The 15567-nt window shown below is 64.1% G+C and carries 18 protein-coding genes and 1 tRNA gene; 8 read left to right on the top strand and 11 right to left on the bottom strand.

Translation table 11 applies throughout. The features are described from left to right. Positions 1–7: 7 nt before the first annotated feature. The 3 genes from EDE08_RS30255 to EDE08_RS30265 form a co-directional block, all read right to left on the bottom strand. The gene (locus EDE08_RS30255) at positions 8–1147 is read right to left on the bottom strand and encodes an amidohydrolase/deacetylase family metallohydrolase (protein ID WP_131872562.1); all 1140 of its coding nucleotides are present in this window, start codon (positions 1145–1147) and stop codon (positions 8–10) included. Positions 1148–1298: 151 nt separating this feature from the next. Then, complete coding sequence (locus EDE08_RS30260) at positions 1299–2759, bottom strand: catalase (protein ID WP_131872564.1); 1461 nt, start codon at positions 2757–2759, stop codon at positions 1299–1301. 67 nt (positions 2760–2826) lie between these two features. Beyond that, a complete protein-coding gene (locus EDE08_RS30265; RefSeq protein ID WP_131872566.1) occupies positions 2827–3468 on the bottom strand; it encodes an HD domain-containing protein in 642 nt (213 codons plus the stop codon). 105 nt (positions 3469–3573) lie between these two features. Between EDE08_RS30265 and EDE08_RS30270 the strand changes: the two genes are divergently transcribed. Both EDE08_RS30270 and EDE08_RS30275 read left to right on the top strand, forming a co-directional pair. Beyond that, a complete protein-coding gene (locus EDE08_RS30270; RefSeq protein ID WP_131872567.1) occupies positions 3574–4557 on the top strand; it encodes a GlxA family transcriptional regulator in 984 nt (327 codons plus the stop codon). A 429-nt stretch (positions 4558–4986) separates the two neighbouring features. Then, on the top strand, positions 4987–5586 hold the full coding sequence (locus tag EDE08_RS30275; protein ID WP_131872569.1) for a hypothetical protein: 600 nt from the start codon (positions 4987–4989) through the stop codon (positions 5584–5586). 472 nt (positions 5587–6058) lie between these two features. On the opposite strand, the gene EDE08_RS30280 is transcribed toward EDE08_RS30275, so the two are convergent. Continuing rightward, positions 6059–6135, bottom strand: a tRNA-Arg gene (locus tag EDE08_RS30280). 142 nt (positions 6136–6277) lie between these two features. Here EDE08_RS30280 and EDE08_RS30285 point away from each other — a divergent pair. Together EDE08_RS30285 and EDE08_RS30290 are read left to right on the top strand one after the other, a co-directional pair. After that, positions 6278–6631 (top strand): VOC family protein, encoded by a 354-nt coding sequence (locus tag EDE08_RS30285; protein WP_131872571.1) that lies wholly within the window; start codon positions 6278–6280, stop codon positions 6629–6631. A 106-nt stretch (positions 6632–6737) separates the two neighbouring features. Further along, positions 6738–7031 carry a GYD domain-containing protein gene (locus EDE08_RS30290; protein ID WP_131872573.1) on the top strand — a complete coding sequence of 98 codons (294 nt, stop codon included), beginning with the start codon at positions 6738–6740 and terminating at the stop codon, positions 7029–7031. 68 nt (positions 7032–7099) lie between these two features. Here EDE08_RS30290 and EDE08_RS38665 read toward each other — a convergent pair whose 3' ends face one another. Genes EDE08_RS38665 through EDE08_RS30305 form a run of 4 tightly spaced genes read right to left on the bottom strand, consistent with a single transcriptional unit; the run spans position 7100 to position 9871 of the window. Beyond that, a complete protein-coding gene (locus tag EDE08_RS38665) occupies positions 7100–7270 on the bottom strand; it encodes a hypothetical protein (protein WP_245524928.1) in 171 nt (56 codons plus the stop codon). Between the two features lie 24 nt (positions 7271–7294). Beyond that, positions 7295–7666 (bottom strand): cupin domain-containing protein, encoded by a 372-nt coding sequence (locus EDE08_RS30295; RefSeq protein WP_131872575.1) that lies wholly within the window; start codon positions 7664–7666, stop codon positions 7295–7297. A gap of 27 nt (positions 7667–7693) precedes the next feature. Continuing rightward, positions 7694–8332, bottom strand: coding sequence for an RraA family protein (locus EDE08_RS30300; RefSeq protein ID WP_131872577.1), 639 nt, complete (start codon positions 8330–8332; stop codon positions 7694–7696). Positions 8333–8353: 21 nt separating this feature from the next. After that, positions 8354–9871 (bottom strand): AMP-binding protein, encoded by a 1518-nt coding sequence (locus tag EDE08_RS30305; RefSeq protein ID WP_131872579.1) that lies wholly within the window; start codon positions 9869–9871, stop codon positions 8354–8356. Positions 9872–10102: 231 nt separating this feature from the next. Here EDE08_RS30305 and EDE08_RS30310 point away from each other — a divergent pair, with 231 nt between their 5' ends. Continuing rightward, positions 10103–10726 carry a hypothetical protein gene (locus EDE08_RS30310; RefSeq protein WP_131872581.1) on the top strand — a complete coding sequence of 208 codons (624 nt, stop codon included), beginning with the start codon at positions 10103–10105 and terminating at the stop codon, positions 10724–10726. Between the two features lie 189 nt (positions 10727–10915). Here EDE08_RS30310 and EDE08_RS30315 read toward each other — a convergent pair whose 3' ends face one another. Together EDE08_RS30315 and EDE08_RS30320 are read right to left on the bottom strand one after the other, a co-directional pair. Then, the gene (locus EDE08_RS30315; protein ID WP_131872583.1) at positions 10916–11131 is read right to left on the bottom strand and encodes a hypothetical protein; all 216 of its coding nucleotides are present in this window, start codon (positions 11129–11131) and stop codon (positions 10916–10918) included. 19 nt (positions 11132–11150) lie between these two features. Next, on the bottom strand, positions 11151–12149 hold the full coding sequence (locus tag EDE08_RS30320) for a 2-dehydropantoate 2-reductase (protein ID WP_131872585.1): 999 nt from the start codon (positions 12147–12149) through the stop codon (positions 11151–11153). Positions 12150–12315: 166 nt separating this feature from the next. Between EDE08_RS30320 and EDE08_RS30325 the strand changes: the two genes are divergently transcribed. Together EDE08_RS30325 and EDE08_RS30330 are read left to right on the top strand one after the other, a co-directional pair. Beyond that, positions 12316–12894, top strand: coding sequence for a YidB family protein (locus tag EDE08_RS30325; protein ID WP_131872587.1), 579 nt, complete (start codon positions 12316–12318; stop codon positions 12892–12894). 90 nt (positions 12895–12984) lie between these two features. After that, positions 12985–13257, top strand: coding sequence for a GlsB/YeaQ/YmgE family stress response membrane protein (locus tag EDE08_RS30330; protein ID WP_007599301.1), 273 nt, complete (start codon positions 12985–12987; stop codon positions 13255–13257). A gap of 202 nt (positions 13258–13459) precedes the next feature. On the opposite strand, the gene EDE08_RS30335 is transcribed toward EDE08_RS30330, so the two are convergent. Further along, entirely contained in the window at positions 13460–14245 is a 786-nt protein-coding gene (locus EDE08_RS30335) for an SDR family NAD(P)-dependent oxidoreductase (protein WP_131872589.1), read from the bottom strand. 247 nt (positions 14246–14492) lie between these two features. Here EDE08_RS30335 and EDE08_RS30340 point away from each other — a divergent pair, with 247 nt between their 5' ends. Then, positions 14493–15557: an acyl-CoA dehydrogenase family protein gene (locus EDE08_RS30340; RefSeq protein WP_131872591.1), complete on the top strand. Its 1065-nt coding sequence runs from the start codon at positions 14493–14495 to the stop codon at positions 15555–15557. Positions 15558–15567: the final 10 nt, after the last annotated feature.

The raw sequence follows: 15567 nt of genomic DNA on the forward strand, positions 1-15567 counted from the left end.
TGGGCGCTCAATTCGGATGCCACCAGCGGCCGCCGATGACGACGCCCTCGGAGACGATCTTGCGATCACCGATCAGGTGCTCGCCGACAACGTCCTCGTAGTCGAACTGACCTTGCTTCACCGTAACAAGCGTGGCGTCGCCGACGCTGCCCGGCTTGAGGCTGCCGAGCTCGGGGCGGCGCAGCGCCATCGCCGCATTAACCGTCGAAGCCGCGATCACGTCCGGCAGCTCCATGCCCATGCACAGGAATTTCGACATGGTCGTGACCTGGTCGTAGGCCGGGCCGTCGATGCAGAGCTGATGGATGTCGGAGGAGATGGTGTCGGGATAGAAGCCGTTGGCGAGCATCGCGCGCGCGGTCTTGAAGGCGAACGAGCCCTTGCCGTGGCCGATGTCGAACAGCACGCCGCGCTCGCGCGCATCCAGCACCGCCTTCTTCACCGTGCCCTGCGCGGTCGCGGGCGTGTTGGGGAAGGGACGGAACGCGTGGGTCAGCACGTCGCCGGGCCGCAGGCGGGCCAGCACGTCCTCATAGCTCGGCGGCGGGTGGTCGATATGCGCCATCAGGGGCATGCCGACCTCGTTCGCAACCTCCAGCGCAATGTCGAGCGGCACGGCCCCCGACGTGCCCGAGGAGTGCAAGCCCACGCGCACCTTGATGCCGACGATGAGGTCGCGATTGGCATCGGCCACCCTGGCCGCCTCGATCGGATTCATCAGCCGCAGCTCCTCGCTCTCGCCGACCATGATCCGGTGCGAGAAGCCGAAGATCCCGGCATGCGAGACGTGCAGGTAAGCGAGGATGCGAACCTGGCTCGGCTCGATGACATGCTTGCGGAAGCCGGCGAAATTGCCCGGACCGGCGCTGCCGGTATCGACCGCCGTGGTGACGCCGGAGAGACGGCAGAATTCCTCGGCATCGATGCCGAGCGAAGTGCCGCCCCAGTAGACATGGGTGTGCAGGTCGATCAGCCCCGGCGTCACGATGAGCTGCGAGACGTCGCGCACTTCCGTGCCCGGATCAGCCTTGAGCCCACCGCCGATCGCAGCGACCTTGCCGCCGGCAAAGGCGACGTCGGTCACGGCATCGAGCTTCTGGGACGGGTCGATCACCCGCCCCCCGCGCAGGATCAAGTCGAAAGGCATCGTGGTCTCCGGATCTAGCTATGAGGCGGCCGACTGGTCAGCCAAAGGGAGGGAATCCCCACGCTTCTAGCAATTTTTGCGCCGGAGTCCCTGGCAAACCGAGACGAAGACCCATGACAAATCAGCAGCCCCGGGGATGCTGTCGATGCGCCTATTCCGAGCGAACCGTGGCAAGACGTATCAGCGCTTTGCGGACGCCGGCGCCATAGGCTGGATCGGCCTTCATGCAGTTCGCGATGTGGCGCTCCTGGATGTGGACGGCTGCACCGCCGACGGCGCGTGCCGTATTGTCGAACAGGACCTGCCGCTGCGCCGCGTTCATCTTACGGAACAGGTCTCCGGGCTGCTGATAGTGGTCGTCGTCGACACGATGATCCCAGTGGGCGGCGGCGCCGTCTATCTCCAGCGGTGGCTCGTTGAGATCGGGCTGATCGGTCCACTCGCCGTGACTGTTGGGGAAATAGGTCGGCGTTCTCCCCAGATTGCCGTCCGTCCGCATTGCACCGTCGCGATGGTAGCTGTGATACGGACATTTCGGGGCATTGACTGGAATCAGGTGATGGTTGACGCCGAGGCGATAGCGCGCCGCGTCTCCATATGAGAACAGACGAGCCTGCAGCATCTTGTCGGGCGAGAAGCCGATGCCGGGGACGATATGGGCCGGCGAGAAGGACGCCTGCTCGACCTCGGCGAAGACGTTTTCCGGATTCCGGTTCAACTCGAAATAACCGACCTCGATCAGCGGAAAGTCCGCCTTGGGCCAGACCTTGGTCAGATCGAACGGATTGAACGGAAACGCTTTGGCTTCATCATCGGTCATGACCTGCACGAACAGGGTCCAGCGTGGAAATTCACCGCGCTCGATGCTTCCGAACAAATCGCGCTGATGAGACTCGCGGTCCTTGCCGACGAGCGCCTCGGCATCAGTGTCCGTCAGGTTCTCGATGCCCTGCTGCGTGCGGAAGTGAAACTTCACCCAGGTCCGTTCGTTGGCAGCGTTGAGGAAACTGTAGGTATGGCTGCCGAACCCGTGCATGTGACGATAGCTCTTGGGAATGCCGCGCTCGCTCATGACGATGGTGACCTGATGCAGCGCCTCCGGCAGCAGCGTCCAGAAATCCCAATTGTTGTCGGCGCTGCGCATCCCCGTCCGCGGGTCGCGCTTGATCGCGTGATTGAGGTCGGGGAAACGCAGGGGATCGCGGAAGAAGAACACGGGGGTGTTGTTGCCCACCATGTCCCAGTTGCCTTCCTCGGTGTAGAACTTGAGCGCAAAGCCGCGGATGTCGCGCTCGGCGTCGGCCGCGCCGCGTTCACCGGCGACGGTCGAGAAGCGTGCAAACATCGGCGTCTGCTTTCCGATCTGCGAGAAGATCTTCGCCTTGGTATAGCGGGTGATGTCATGGGTTACGGTGAAGCTGCCGAAGGCACCCGATCCCTTGGCATGCATCCGCCGCTCGGGGATCACTTCGCGGTCGAAATGAGCCAGCTTCTCGATCAGCCAGATGTCCTGGAGAAGAGCGGGACCACGACGGCCCGCGGTCATGATGTTCAGGTTGTCGCTGACGGGAGCGCCGGTCGCGTGCGTGAGATGGGGTGGCTTGTCGCTCATGTGATGATTCCCGATCGGTGATTTGGAGAAAGAGGCGGTGGGGCCGCGCAGCAGCGCCGGGCCCTGCTCAGCCGTGCCAATGCGAGCCGCGGATGACGCTGCAGAAGTTGCCGCGATGGAAATGCGGCTCCTTGTCGGCGATGACGTCGGCCTTGACGTTGCCGAAGGTGGTATCCGGCCTGTACTTGATGCCGTCGTAGAACGCCTGGATGATGTCTTCCTTGAAGTGCGGCGTTCGCGGAAACGCCTCCACCACCGCCTCGCGTTCGTCGTCGGAATAATCCTCGTAGCTGAGGCCGAGAACGTCCATCTCGACGCCGGCGGTCACCAGAGCGACGACGGGATGCATATACTGCGGCACGCCCGGCGTCGTGTGCAACGCGATCGCGGTCCAGACCGTGTAGGCGTCGGCTTCGGAGATGCCATGGCTGCGCAGGAAGTCACGAGCGGCGTGCGCGCCGTCCACCTCGAACCGTTCGTGCTTGCTGCCATGGCCCGGCACCAGGCCGATGTCGTGAAACATCGCGCCCGCATACAGCAGCTCGCGGTCGAATTTCAGCCCGCGGCGAATGCCGGCCAGCGCGCCGAAATGATAGACGCGGCTGGAATGATTGAAGAGCAGGTCCGACTCGGTGTCACGGATGTAGTCGGCGATGGCGCGCGCGAGCTTGCTGTCGGGAATGGCGGCGGCTTTGGCAATCTGCGGCATGAGGGTCTCCTGAAAATCTCTGGTCGCCCGCAAGCTAAATCCGCGCTATTCTGTCTTCAATTGACGTAATACGTCTAAAACAGACAAATACCGACCGAGGCGGACATGAGCGGAAAGCCGAAACCGAGGACAGTTGTGATCGTGGCGTTGCCCGGGGTGCAGCTTCTCGACGTGGCGGGGCCGCTCGACGTTTTCGCCGAGGCCAATGTGCAGGCCGGCCATCAGGCCTATGTGCTTTTGGTGGCTGGGGCGGCGCCCGGCCCGATCCACAGCTCTTCAGGCGTGCGACTGATGCCGGACCGGATCATCGATCGCGGCTTCCAGGAGAGCATCGACACATTGCTGATCGCGGGATGCCCGCATGCCGGCGACGTGCCGGCTGACGGCGTCGTGACCGATTGGCTCCGCCGGCGGGCGACCAGGACCCGGCGCTTCGGGTCGGTTTGCAGCGGCGCCTTCTTCCTTGCAGCGGCGGGCCTCCTCGACGGCAGACGAGTCACGACACACTGGGCCGTCGCCGACCGACTTGCCGAAAAATACCCGTCAGTCACCGTGGACAGGGACGCGATCTACGTCACCGACGGCAAGCTTCGCACGGCTGCCGGTGTCACTGCGGGGCTCGATCTCGCGCTCGCTCTCGTCGAGGAGGATCTCGGGCGCGAGACGGCGATGAAGGTTGCGAGCCAGCTGGTCATGTTCTTCAAGCGCCCGGGCGGACAGATGCAATTCAGCCGCAAGGGCGAGACCGTCCCCGCCGGCCGTGCCGCACTGCAGGAACTGCAGCGCTGGGTCGCCGCCAATCCTGGACTGGACCACAGCGTCGCGAGCCTCGCAGCGCGCATGGACATCAGCCCGCGTCACTTTGCGCGCCTATTCCGTGCCGAAGTCGGAATCACCCCCGCAACCTGGGTCGAGGAGGCCCGCGTCAACGCGGCGAGGCGCCTGCTGGAACTCGGAAACGAAGCGCCCAAGCAAGTGGCCCTGCATTGCGGTTTTGCCGACGCGGACACGTTGCGCCGCGCATTCGCCCGCCATGTCGGCGTGACGCCCGCCGAATATCGCAAGCGCTTTGCTCGGATCTCGGCCTGATACGAAGGGATCGATGGCCGCGTTACGCGACTCGGCGATAAAACGGGAATCGCGATCCCGGCATGACTCGAACATTCGACCTATGGTTTAGGAAACCGCCGACTTAAGAGTCGGAAGGAAAAGCAAATTCAAGATTCGAATCCGGCCATCTGCGACCCACTCGCTGCCGGTGGCGCTAACCATAATTGTAAGTGTGGAGATCGTTGATGTTTCGGCGAAGGCCATCTGCCTTTCGATAGAAGCATTCTCGGGACAGGAGCCGACGGCGACTTGCGCAAAACCAGAAATATTCTTCAAGGGGTTGTTTTCGTCAAGTTCGATACACGCGGCACTCGAGGATTGTCTATACCAAGTTATTGAGGCCGCTCAGCAGCAGCAATTGGCCGATGCGTGGCTTGTATTATCGAATTGTTCGTTTTCTGGAGCGACATGATGGGCTCGACCTGGTGGACCAAGCCTGAGGAGCTTGATAAGAAGCAGCAGACCGTGATCTCCCTTCCGAAGGAAGGCAATCACCTTGTGACTGGGCCCGCGGGATGCGGAAAAACAAACCTTCTTTTGCTGCGCGCGGCGTATCTGCAAAAGTCGAAGATAACAAACGTAGCAATCTTTACGTTCGGAAGGGTGCTGAGAGAATTTTTGGTCTCGGGCTCCGCGAACTATCCCTTCACGGGCGATAAGATCCAAACCTATTTGCGTTGGGGGGCCGGTCTCCTCGCCACCAGCGGCATTCCGTTTAACTCAAATGGAGAGTTTGCTGAAGTTCGTGCCAACCTGCTTGCGGGACTCAAGATACTGTCAGATCATAACCGTCACCAGAACATGTTCGATTGCATACACCCAGTTCAATCCAAACAAGCGAGTCATCGTGACAAGCGTTCATGGAGCGAATCGCACTCCACCGTCGTTCTCTATATATTCCGTATTCTTAGTCTGGCAACTTCCGACGTGCAGCCGAAAGGATCGCTATCAGATCTGGGTTTGGGTGAGGCAGTACGAGGTTCTCGCTCGCGAAAGCGAACTCGATAACTTCATCGTCTACAGCACTCGAATGACCCGATCTGTTAGATCGCGAGGCTTGTCGCGACGTCCAAAGGCGGAAAGAATTCGTTGTCTTGCCGCGCCTGGTGAGTCGATGTTTTCAACAGCTCGATGGTTTCCGAGACCAAGCCAGCCTCGTCCACGGAGCCGGAGGGTATTGATTGGCTGTCTTCAGCTTGTGTCAGCAGCGCCCTGTTCGTCACGCGTTCCCGCCAGCTTCTCGAAAAGAATTTGAGCCTTTACATCGTCCATACGAGCCCTGCACCAACACCGTTCGTCGCGAGAACCGCACAACCCTCATGAGCATAATCGTGGTTCAACGCGCAGACGACGTCAAGTACGACTCTGGGTCGTACGACTCACTCCAAATCGCGCACAGGCATTTTACGGCTACGAAGATTGGCGACTGCGACCGCAGGCCGATCCACCATCTTCAAGGTCAAGGGCATTAAAAGAGGAATGGCGATCCCGGGAAGACTCGAACTTCCGACCTACGGTTTAGGAAACCGCCGCTCTATCCGGCTGAGCTACGGGACCGCGGAACCCGTGGGTACGGATTCGATCCCGTCATAGCAGAGCAAAATGCGGTTCGCCAGCCGTCAGGCGGGCCAAGCCATCGTCAAGCTGAACAAGGCGGCTATACAATCGCTTCCAGGTCCCTCTCGGCGGAGCAGCCCACATGATCGAGAGCATCAGCGCCATCACGCTCGGCACCCATGACATGGCGTGCGCCGTGCGCTTCTACCGCTCGCTGGGCTTCGAGCTTCTCTATGGCGGCGAGGCCGCGGCATTCACGAGCTTTCGCGCCGGCAGCGGCTATCTCAACCTGACGGCGCAGCCGGACGACAAGCGCTGGTCCTGGTGGGGCCGCGTCATCTTCTACGTGGCCGATGTCGACGAGACCTACGCACAGGCGCGCGCTGCCGGGTGGCAGCCGTCGACCATCCCCCGTGATGCCGAATGGGGTGAGCGCTACTTCCATCTCACCGACCCAGACGGCCATGAGCTCAGTTTCGCACGGCCATTGTCCTGACCGAATAAGTCGCATCTGCTGACGTTCCAACGCGCAGGTAGCGCCGTCTCAGCCGGCGTGGCAAGCTCCGCGCGGCTTCCTCAAGCTCTAACCAGGGAGGACGACCATGGTAACCTATGTTGTGCTGGGAAACTTCACGGATCAGGGAGCCCGCAACGTCAAGGACTCGCCGAAGCGGGCCGACGCCTTCAAGGAGATGGCCAAAACGTTCGGCGTGACTGTGAAGGAGATCGTCTGGACGCAGGGACGATATGACGTTGTGACCGTTCTCGAGGCTCCAGATGAAGCTGCCGCGATGTCGCTCAGCCTTAGTATCAGCGCACTCGGCAATGTCCGCACTGAAACGCTGCGCGCGTTTTCGGCAGCGGATATGACAAAGATCGTCGGCAAGATGCTCTGACGCTCAGGCCCGCGCGAGCGCACCGGACCTGACATCGGGCCCGGGATGGCAATCCCGGGCACGGTCTCTCATGCCCTGATATTGTTGTCCCGCACCACCTTGCCCCAGTAGGCGACCTGCTTGTCGAAGAAGGACTTGAAGGCAGCGCCGTCCTGGAGCAGCAGCGTCATATGCTGGGTGTCCTTGAGCTGGGCGGCGGTCGCGGGCTCGCTCAGGATCTCCCTGGACGCCGTCGCCAACAAATACCTGAAGCGCCAAGCGCTTCAGGTCGTTCCGAAACCCGACCCTGCTTTTCTGTATTCTGGCCGAGGCGGACTGAAGATGTCCAGCACCCGAGCGCCTTCGGGGCCGGCGCGCATGGTGTGCGGCACGTTGCCGGGCGTGCGCCAGAAGTCGCCCTTCTTCACCGGGATCTCCTCATCGCCCTGGACGCGGATGGCCGAGCCGTCGAGCAGCACGCCCCATTGCTCCTCGGGATGGTGATGCAGCGTGCCCTGCGCATGCGGCGCCAGCGTCACCACCGAGAGCATCGCCTGCTCGCCGGAGAAGATGCGCGTCGTCACTCCGCTTGCGAGCTCGCGGAACAGCCCATCGCTGGCATCGTCGACGTTGTGGAATTCGTCCTTCTGGCTCACGCCATCCTCCCCTTCGTTCTCGTCCGATCAGGACTTTCCGTACGAGCCCTGGTAGCGGCCCTCGCGGATCGCCTTCAGCGTCTCCTCCTCGCGGGCGACCTGGGCGCGGACCGCGTCCAGCAGCGCGGCGGCACCGGCGGCGGGAAACGACACCACGCCGTCCTCGTCGCCGACGACGATGTCGCCGGGCGAGATCACGCTGCCGCCGACGGTGACAGGCACGTTGATCTCGCCGGGGCCGTTCTTGTAGGGACCGCGGTGGATCACCGCGCGCGCATAGCAGGGAAAGTCGTCGGCCGCGAAAGCCGCGACGTCGCGGATCGCGCCGTCGATCACATAGCCTTCGGCTTTGCGCCATTGCGCGATGTTCTTCATGATCTCGCCGACCAGCGCCCGCGTCTCGTCGCCGCCGCCGTCGACCACGATGACGTCACCCGGGCCGACCAGGTCGAGCGCGCGGTGGATGGCGAGATTGTCGCCGGGCCGGGTGCGCACAGTGAAGGCCGTTCCCACCAGCTTGCCGCCGCGATGATAGGGCCTCAGCCCCACCGCGCCCGGCAGCCGGGCGAGATTGTCCGAGATCACCGAGGTCGGCGCGCCCCTGAAACCTTCGATGATATCGGCCGGCGGCCTCGGCACGCTGCTCGCTGCAATGGTGATCGTCATGTCAGTCCTTCCGTGTTTGTCTTACTCGACCTGCGCCCGCGCCTTCGAAGGCCAGATCCGGAAGGCGCGCCCCTCCTTCATCCACGCCGCGCGCTCATCGCGCAACAGCGTGCGGCGGACTTTACCGGAATCATCGCGCGGCGGAGCGCCGACGAACTCGAAGCTTTCAGGATGCTTGTAGCGGCTGAGCCGGTCTTTCAGGAAGTCGGCCATGCCGTCGGCGATGACCTGGCCGTCGGCATCGGGCTCCGGCTCGATGATGGCGTGAACACGCTGGCCCAACTCCGGATCGGGCAAGCCCACCACGACGCAGGAGCGCACGCCGGGGCAGGCAGAGACCGCGGCCTCGACCTCGGCCGGATAGATGTTGGCGCCGCCGCGCAAGACCATGTCGGCGAGGCGGTCGCCGAGATAGAGATAGCCTTCCGCATCCAGCCGGCCAATATCGCCGAGCGACTCCCAGCCGTCGGCACGGCGTTTCGGCTCGGCACCGAGGTAGTGATAGGTGGCGTCCTTGCCGTCATTGTTGAGGAAGTAGATCTCGCCGGTTTCCCCCGGCGCAACATCGTTGCCGTCCTCGCCGATGATGCGCAGCTTCGCCATGTCGCCGATCTTGCCGACCGAGCCCTTGTGCGTCAGCCATTCCGCGCCGGAGATGATGCAGGCGCCCTGCCGCTCGGTGCCGCCATAGAGCTCCCAGACCCGCTCGGGCCCGAGCCAGGCGATCCAGTTCTCCTTCAGCCAGGGCGGCATCGGCGCGGCCATGTGGAAGACCGTCTGCAGGCTTGACACATCGTAGGCGTTGCGCACGTTCTCCGGCAGCGCCCAGATCCGGTGCATCATGGTCGGCACGAAATTGACCCATTGCACGCGCTCGCGTTCGATCTGGCGCAGCGTCTCCTCGGCATCGAACTTGGTAAGGCCGGTGAGCTTGCCGCCGACGAACAGGGCGTAATGCGACACGATGAACGGTGCATTGTGGTAGAGCGGGCCGGGATTGAGCAGCGAAACCCCGAAGGGGATGTTGAGCGGCGGCGCGGCGACCGTGTCGGTCACCGCTGGCTGATGATCGAGGATCACCTTGGGACGGCCGGTCGAGCCGCCTGAGGTCATCGCTTTCCAGTAGCGCGCCACCGGCGCATTGAGCGGCTCGTCCGAGAAACCTTCCGGCACGAAGTCCGCAGGCAGCCGGTTCGGCGCATTCCAGTCGGCCTCGCCGCCGACCACAAGCGCCGGCTTCAGAATGTCAAGCACCGCGGCGGCTTCGCCGCGCGGCAGTCGCCATGACAGCGAGGTTGGCGTCGCCCCGCACTTCCATACCGCAAAGGAGGTCTCGAAGAACGTGTTGCCGTTCGGCAAGCCGATCGCCACGAAATCGCCGGGCTTGACGCCCCTGGCCGCGAACGCCCGGGCGCGCCGGTTGGCGCCGCGCTCGAGTTCGTCCCAGGTCAGCGTGTCCTGCCCGTGACGGATGGCGATCGTGCCATGCGGTTTGCGTTCAGCGTACCAGCGCGGCACGTCGGACAGAGGCAGCAGCATCAGGCGTTTCCACTTCGTCTTCTTGGCGACGCCTCGGGAGTGACGCGCTCACGGCATGAGTGTAACAGTCTGCCGGGAGGGCGCTGTGACTCCGGCGCCACGTCAAGTACAAAATGTCAGCATTGCAGCCATGAAATTCCCGAGTTCCATGGGTGACAAGGCGGCGATAAAGGGGCAAAAATCAGTCTCGACTCAGTTCGGGTTGAGTCCTGCAAGGAATGCTCTCGTAGAATGTCGGCCGTAGCTACATCGCGTCGTGCGGCGCTGCTTCTTGTGACCGCAGCAGGGTCTCTCCTGCTGACGCATGCGCATGTCGAGGCGCAATGGTGGAAACGCGCGCCGGTCGATTTCGAGGAATGCGCGGACGTCGCCGAGAAGGCCGCAACCAAGTCCGAGAAGACCGCCGCGCTGGCCGATTGCAACGCCAAGTTTGCCGGCCGCCGCAAGCCGGGCGGGGGCTATTCCTATTACGACTTCCTTCAGGATCGCACCTTCGACATCGCCGGCCCCAATCCGACGCCGGAGGAACAGAAGAAGATCGACGAAGCCTACACCGCCTATCTCGCCAGCCAGCGCCGCAGCAATGAAGCGGCCCAGGCTACCGCTCGCCAGCAGCGCGAGCAGCAGGAACAGCAGTTGCAGCAGCTTCAACAGGTCGCGCTGCGTACCGAGACCGCGCGCGTGCCGATCCCCGTCGAGCGGCCGAAGGTCCAGCAGGCAGCAGGCCCGAGGCCGAAGGGCGCGCCCTGCACCAAGGGCTCGTTCTCCTGCGAATGGCCGCGGCTATCGGAAAGCTTGAACGATCTGAAGAAGCTGTTCAACCCGCCCCCGAGCAAGCCCGCGAAGAAAGGGTGAGGCAGCGACCAAACACTCCGCTGTCATCCCGGACAAGCGTAAGCGCAGATCCGGGATCCATAACCACAGGAAGTGGTCGTAGGGCGAGCCGCTAACTCCGAGTCTTGGTCAAACTCCTCCCTTTGGCTGGGTCCCGGATCTGCGCGCGCTTTGGCGCGCTTGTCCGGGACGACAGCGGGGAATGCAGCGTCAGTTCGAGCGCTTCTTCTTGACCTGCTTCGGTTTCGCCACCGGTGCCGGCGCTGGCTCCGCCACCGTCGGCGAACTCCCCAGCTGCGACCTGCTCTCCTGCAATCGGCGGTCATAGCCAGGTGAATTCATCACCGTCGGCGGCCTTGCATAGGCAAGCGTCGACGAACCGCAGAGCGCGGTCAACGCGATCCCGATCACAAAACGACGATTCATCGTGCTCCTCCTTCGGGCGCTACCCGCGAATCTGCTGCGGCGTCAGCCGCAGCGGGCCGTTGCCGGCCGCCTCGGCGTCCTTGATCAGCGCAACAATGCGGCGCATCAGCGGCACGCTGACATTGTTCCGCTCGGCGAGCGCGATGACCGCGCCCTGGAGATAGTCGATCTCGGTCCTGCGGCCCTGCTTCAGATCCTGCCACATCGAGGAGCGCGCCTCGGGATCGATCTTCATCGTGCGTCCCAGGATCGCTTTGAAGATCGCATCGGGCAGCCGCAGCAAGGCCGGAGACCACCTCATCGGGATCGGCGTCGCCGAGACCGGCGTGATGCCGGCCGCCTTCAGCGCGGCGAGCCCCTCGGCCATCTGGTCGGCGAACAATCTGCGCCAGTCGCGGTTCGCCAGTTGCGCGGCGAGCGGCAAGTCCGACAACGCGCTGAGCGCGTTGTTCAGGTTGATGATCAGCTTGCCCCATTGCACCCCGGTGATGTCAGCGCTCGCGCGCATCGTGAGGCCGGCGACCGAGAGCTTCCCGGCCGTGTTCTCCGCATCCTCTCCAATATGGATGTCGCCGGAGGTCGAGCGGTGGAAGCGGCCCTCGCCCATCGCGATCACGTTGAACGGCACCATGCCGGCCAGCACGCGGCGGCCGCCGAGCCGCTCGCGCAGCACAGCGACATTGCCGACGCCGTTCTGAAGCGAGACGATGACGGCATCCTCAGGCGCATGCTGCGCGATCTGCTCGGCGACAGCGGCGGTGTCGGCGCTCTTCACCGTCACCAGCACGATGCCGGCGCTGTGGAAGATCGAGGGATCCTCCGACAGTGCCAGTTGCCCCGCGCCGAGCCTCTTCTCGGAGCCGTCGAAATCGGTCAGAAGCAGGCCGAACCGTTCGATCTCGGTCTTCACCCGCGGCCGCACCAGGAGCGCGACGCGGCGGCCGGCGGCCGCCAGCATGCCGCCGACGAAACAGCCGATGGCGCCCGCGCCGGCGACTACGATCGGTCGATTTGTCATACCTCGCCTTGATTAACCTGAACGGCCCGCCTTCGATAGCAGAGGCCAGGCCGGCAACCAATCGCGGTGCATCCGACTTGTAACGGTCATGCGTGCCCCATATGTTTTCGCCCCGGGGGCAGTCAGCGGCGAGCGCTCGCCGAACCAGACGCCAAAGGAGAGCACCATGGGTCTACTCGACGTCCTCAATGGCATGCAGAACGGCCCGCGCGGCCCGAGCACACCGAGCTCCGAGAAATCCTCCGGCGGCATGTCGCCGATGACCATGGCGCTGCTCGGCCTGCTCGCCTGGAAGGCATTCAAGCATTTGACGGCAGGCCAGCCCGGCGCGGCGCCTGCCCCGCAGCCGCGGTCGCCGCTGCCGCCTCCGACGCAGGCGAATGCGGGCGGCCCCGGCGGCGGTCTCAGCGATCTGCTCAAGGGCGGCCTCGGCGGCCTGCTTGCGGGCGGGGCGGCGGGGACCGTGCTCAGCGGTGGGCTCGGCGATCTCCTCAACCAGCTCCAGCAGGGCGGCCAGGGCGAAGCCGCCAATTCCTGGGTCGGCAGGGGCGAGAACAAGCCGATTGCGCCCGGCGATCTCGCCAGCGCGCTCGGCGCCGACCAGATCGAGAGCCTGTCCGCCCAGAGCGGCCTGTCACGCGAGGAACTGCTCTCCGGCCTCAGCCAATATCTGCCGCAGGTAGTCGACCATCTGACGCCCGACGGACGGCTGCCGACCGAGAACGAAATCTCGGGCCGAATCTGAAGTTCCTGGTCTGAGCATGATCTATTCGGAGAACCGCGACACACTTCTCCGGATCATGCTCGAAGCGTTCTCGGGAAGGGGAGCACACTCATGAGCATGGGCGGCCTGTTGTGGATCATCGTCGTCGGCTTCGTCGCCGGCCTCATCGCGCGCTGGCTGGCGCCGGGACCGAACAACCCGAGCGGCTTCATCCTCACAACCATCCTCGGCATCGCCGGCGCATTTCTGGCGACTTTCATCGGCCAGGCCATCGGCCATTACAGCCCCGACCAGGGCGCCGGCTTCATCATGGCCACGGTCGGCGCGGTGGTGGTGCTGTTCATCTGGCACCGGCTGGTGGCGAGCGGCGTGATCAAGGGGTGATCACACTCGGTGTCGTCCCGGACAAGCGCGCCCTAAGCGCGCGCCGATCCGGGACCCATAGCCACAGGGAGCAGTTTGGCGAAGACTCGGAGTGACCAGAGTCGCGCAGCAACTCCTCCCCGTGGTTAGGGATCCCCGCGTTCGCGGGGATGACACCCGTGTTGGCCGCACCATTAGAGCGTCACAGCGACAAGACACCCAATCACGCAATCAAGTGCATCCCCGCATCCATGCGCACGACCTCGCCGGTCATGTTGCTGGAGGCCGGCATCGCCAGGAAGCAGACGAGTTGCGCGATGTCTTCTGCGCGCGAGGCGACCTTCAGCGGCACCTTTGCGACAACGCTGTCGCGCACCTGCTTGGCCCCTGCCTCGCCGCGGCCCTTGGTGAACCAGGGCGTGTCGATATAGCCGGGGCATACCGTGTTGACGCGGATCAGCGGCGCCAGCGCACGCGACAGCGACAACGTCATGGTGTTGAGCGCGCCCTTGCTCGCGGCGTACGCGATCGACGAGCCGACACCGCTGATGCCGGCGACCGAGGACACGTTGACCACCGCGGACGGCCGGCCCGAAGCCTTCGCACCGGCCTCGAGCAGGCTGCGCGCGGCGCGCACCATCTGGAACGGGCCGATGGTGTTGACGCCGTAGACCCGCTGGAAATCCTCCGCCGACAAGCCGTCGAGATCGGCATGGGCGACATGCTTGGTGGTGCCGGCATTGTTGACGAGGATGTCGAGCCGGCCCCAGGGCGCAGCGGCTGCGACGATCCTGCGGCAATCATCATCCTTTGAGACGTCGCCCTGCACGACAAGGACCTCCGCCGCGCCGGCCTTGCGGCAGAGCTCGGCCGTGGCCTCGGCGTCCTTCTGGCTCGACGAATAGTTGATGACGAGCCGCGCCCCGCTCCGCGCGAAAATCTCCGCGGTCGCCGCGCCGAGGCCGGATGCCGATCCTGTCACGATTGCGCACAGACTGTCCTCTGCCATCCCGAATTCCTTCCCCTGTTCTGACGTTGGCGTCCTCTTTAGCGAGTTTGCCGCGCCCTGCAAATCGAGCAAACTCCGCTAAGCGGAATTAGCCTCCTGTTGGCCCTTGCGCCCATGCCCGCGCCGCAGGTTGACCTGCGGTCAACGCTTGTCAGGGCCATGGCTTTTTCCGATCATCGGGCGCAAGAAGAGACCGCGCACCCGCCTACGGAACGGGATGCGCCAATGGCAAGACACGGGGAACGCTGTGGCGGAGAGTGATAATATCGTCGTCGAGACTGCGGAGAAAATCTTCGCCGATCTCGCCGATCCGCAAACCATCAACAACGACAAGAAGGATTCGTGGCAGGCGCCGCTGTGGCGGGCGCTGGGCGAGGCGGGCCTTCCATTGTCCTGGGTGCCCGATGATCTCGGCGGCTCCGGCGCGAGCCTCGCCGACGGCTTTGCGTTGCTGAACGCCGCCGGCCGTTTCGCGGTCGCGGTGCCTCTGGCCGAGACCATGCTGGCGGGGTGGCTGCTGGCGCAGGCCAGGATCTCATCGCCCGAAGGCGAGATGACCGTGCTGCCGGCTTCGCCGAAGGACCGCATCAGCCTCGATGCCGACGGCGCGCTCTCCGGCCGTGCCCGCGGCGTGCCGTTCGCGAAGACAGCGAAGCACTTCGCGGTGCTGGCGCACGGCAAGGACGGTGTTTCCATCGCGCTGGTCGATGCGGCCAAGGCACGGATCGAGGCCGGCCTCAATGTCGGCTACGACCACAGCGATACCGTGACGCTCGACAAGGTCCAGCCCATCATCATCAAACCCGCGCCGAAGGGCTGCGACCAGACCACCCTGATGCTGATGGGCGGCGTCGCGCGCAGCCTGCAGATCGCCGGCGCGCTGGAATCCATGCTCGACATCTCCGTGCGCTATTCCAACGAGCGCGTCGCCTTCGAGAAGAAGATCTCGAAATTCCAGGCCGTGCAGCACAATCTCGCGCGACTCGCCGGCGAATCCGCCGCGGCGCTTGCGGCGGCGACGTCGGCCGCCGACGCGATCGCCAACGCAAGATCCTTCAACGACGAGGTCTATCTCGAAGCCGCCTCCGCCAAGATCCGCTGCGCGGAAGCCGCCGAGAAAGGCGGCGGCATCGCCCATCAGGTCCACGGCGCAATCGGCTTCACCATGGAGCACATCCTGCACCGCTATTCGCTGCGGGCGCTGGCCTGGCGCGACGATTTCGGCTCGGAGAGCTACTGGGCCGTCGAGCTCGGCAAACTCGTCGCAAACCGCGGCGCCGACGAATTGTGGCCGCTCGTGGCATCGCGCTGATCAGGAGACG

Source organism: Bradyrhizobium sp. R2.2-H, from assembly GCF_004346455.1.
GTDB lineage: Bacteria > Pseudomonadota > Alphaproteobacteria > Rhizobiales > Xanthobacteraceae > Bradyrhizobium > Bradyrhizobium diversitatis.

Bases quoted from the DNA above. Each gene is read 5' to 3' on its own strand.
- EDE08_RS30260 (WP_131872564.1), bottom strand. From the start codon at position 2,759: ATGAGCGACAAGCCACCCCATCTCACGCACGCGACCGGCGCTCCCGTC.
- EDE08_RS30320 (WP_131872585.1), bottom strand. From the start codon at position 12,149: ATGACAAATCGACCGATCGTAGTCGCCGGCGCGGGCGCCATCGGCTGT.
- EDE08_RS30330 (WP_007599301.1), top strand. From the start codon at position 12,985: ATGAGCATGGGCGGCCTGTTGTGGATCATCGTCGTCGGCTTCGTCGCC.
- EDE08_RS30275 (WP_131872569.1), top strand. From the start codon at position 4,987: ATGATGGGCTCGACCTGGTGGACCAAGCCTGAGGAGCTTGATAAGAAG.
- EDE08_RS30310 (WP_131872581.1), top strand. From the start codon at position 10,103: ATGTCGGCCGTAGCTACATCGCGTCGTGCGGCGCTGCTTCTTGTGACC.
- EDE08_RS30265 (WP_131872566.1), bottom strand. From the start codon at position 3,468: ATGCCGCAGATTGCCAAAGCCGCCGCCATTCCCGACAGCAAGCTCGCG.
- EDE08_RS30300 (WP_131872577.1), bottom strand. From the start codon at position 8,332: ATGACGATCACCATTGCAGCGAGCAGCGTGCCGAGGCCGCCGGCCGAT.
- EDE08_RS30255 (WP_131872562.1), bottom strand. From the start codon at position 1,147: ATGCCTTTCGACTTGATCCTGCGCGGGGGGCGGGTGATCGACCCGTCC.
- EDE08_RS30325 (WP_131872587.1), top strand. From the start codon at position 12,316: ATGGGTCTACTCGACGTCCTCAATGGCATGCAGAACGGCCCGCGCGGC.
- EDE08_RS30335 (WP_131872589.1), bottom strand. From the start codon at position 14,245: ATGGCAGAGGACAGTCTGTGCGCAATCGTGACAGGATCGGCATCCGGC.
- EDE08_RS30315 (WP_131872583.1), bottom strand. From the start codon at position 11,131: ATGAATCGTCGTTTTGTGATCGGGATCGCGTTGACCGCGCTCTGCGGT.
- EDE08_RS30290 (WP_131872573.1), top strand. From the start codon at position 6,738: ATGGTAACCTATGTTGTGCTGGGAAACTTCACGGATCAGGGAGCCCGC.
- EDE08_RS30305 (WP_131872579.1), bottom strand. From the start codon at position 9,871: ATGCTGCTGCCTCTGTCCGACGTGCCGCGCTGGTACGCTGAACGCAAA.
- EDE08_RS30270 (WP_131872567.1), top strand. From the start codon at position 3,574: ATGAGCGGAAAGCCGAAACCGAGGACAGTTGTGATCGTGGCGTTGCCC.
- EDE08_RS30285 (WP_131872571.1), top strand. From the start codon at position 6,278: ATGATCGAGAGCATCAGCGCCATCACGCTCGGCACCCATGACATGGCG.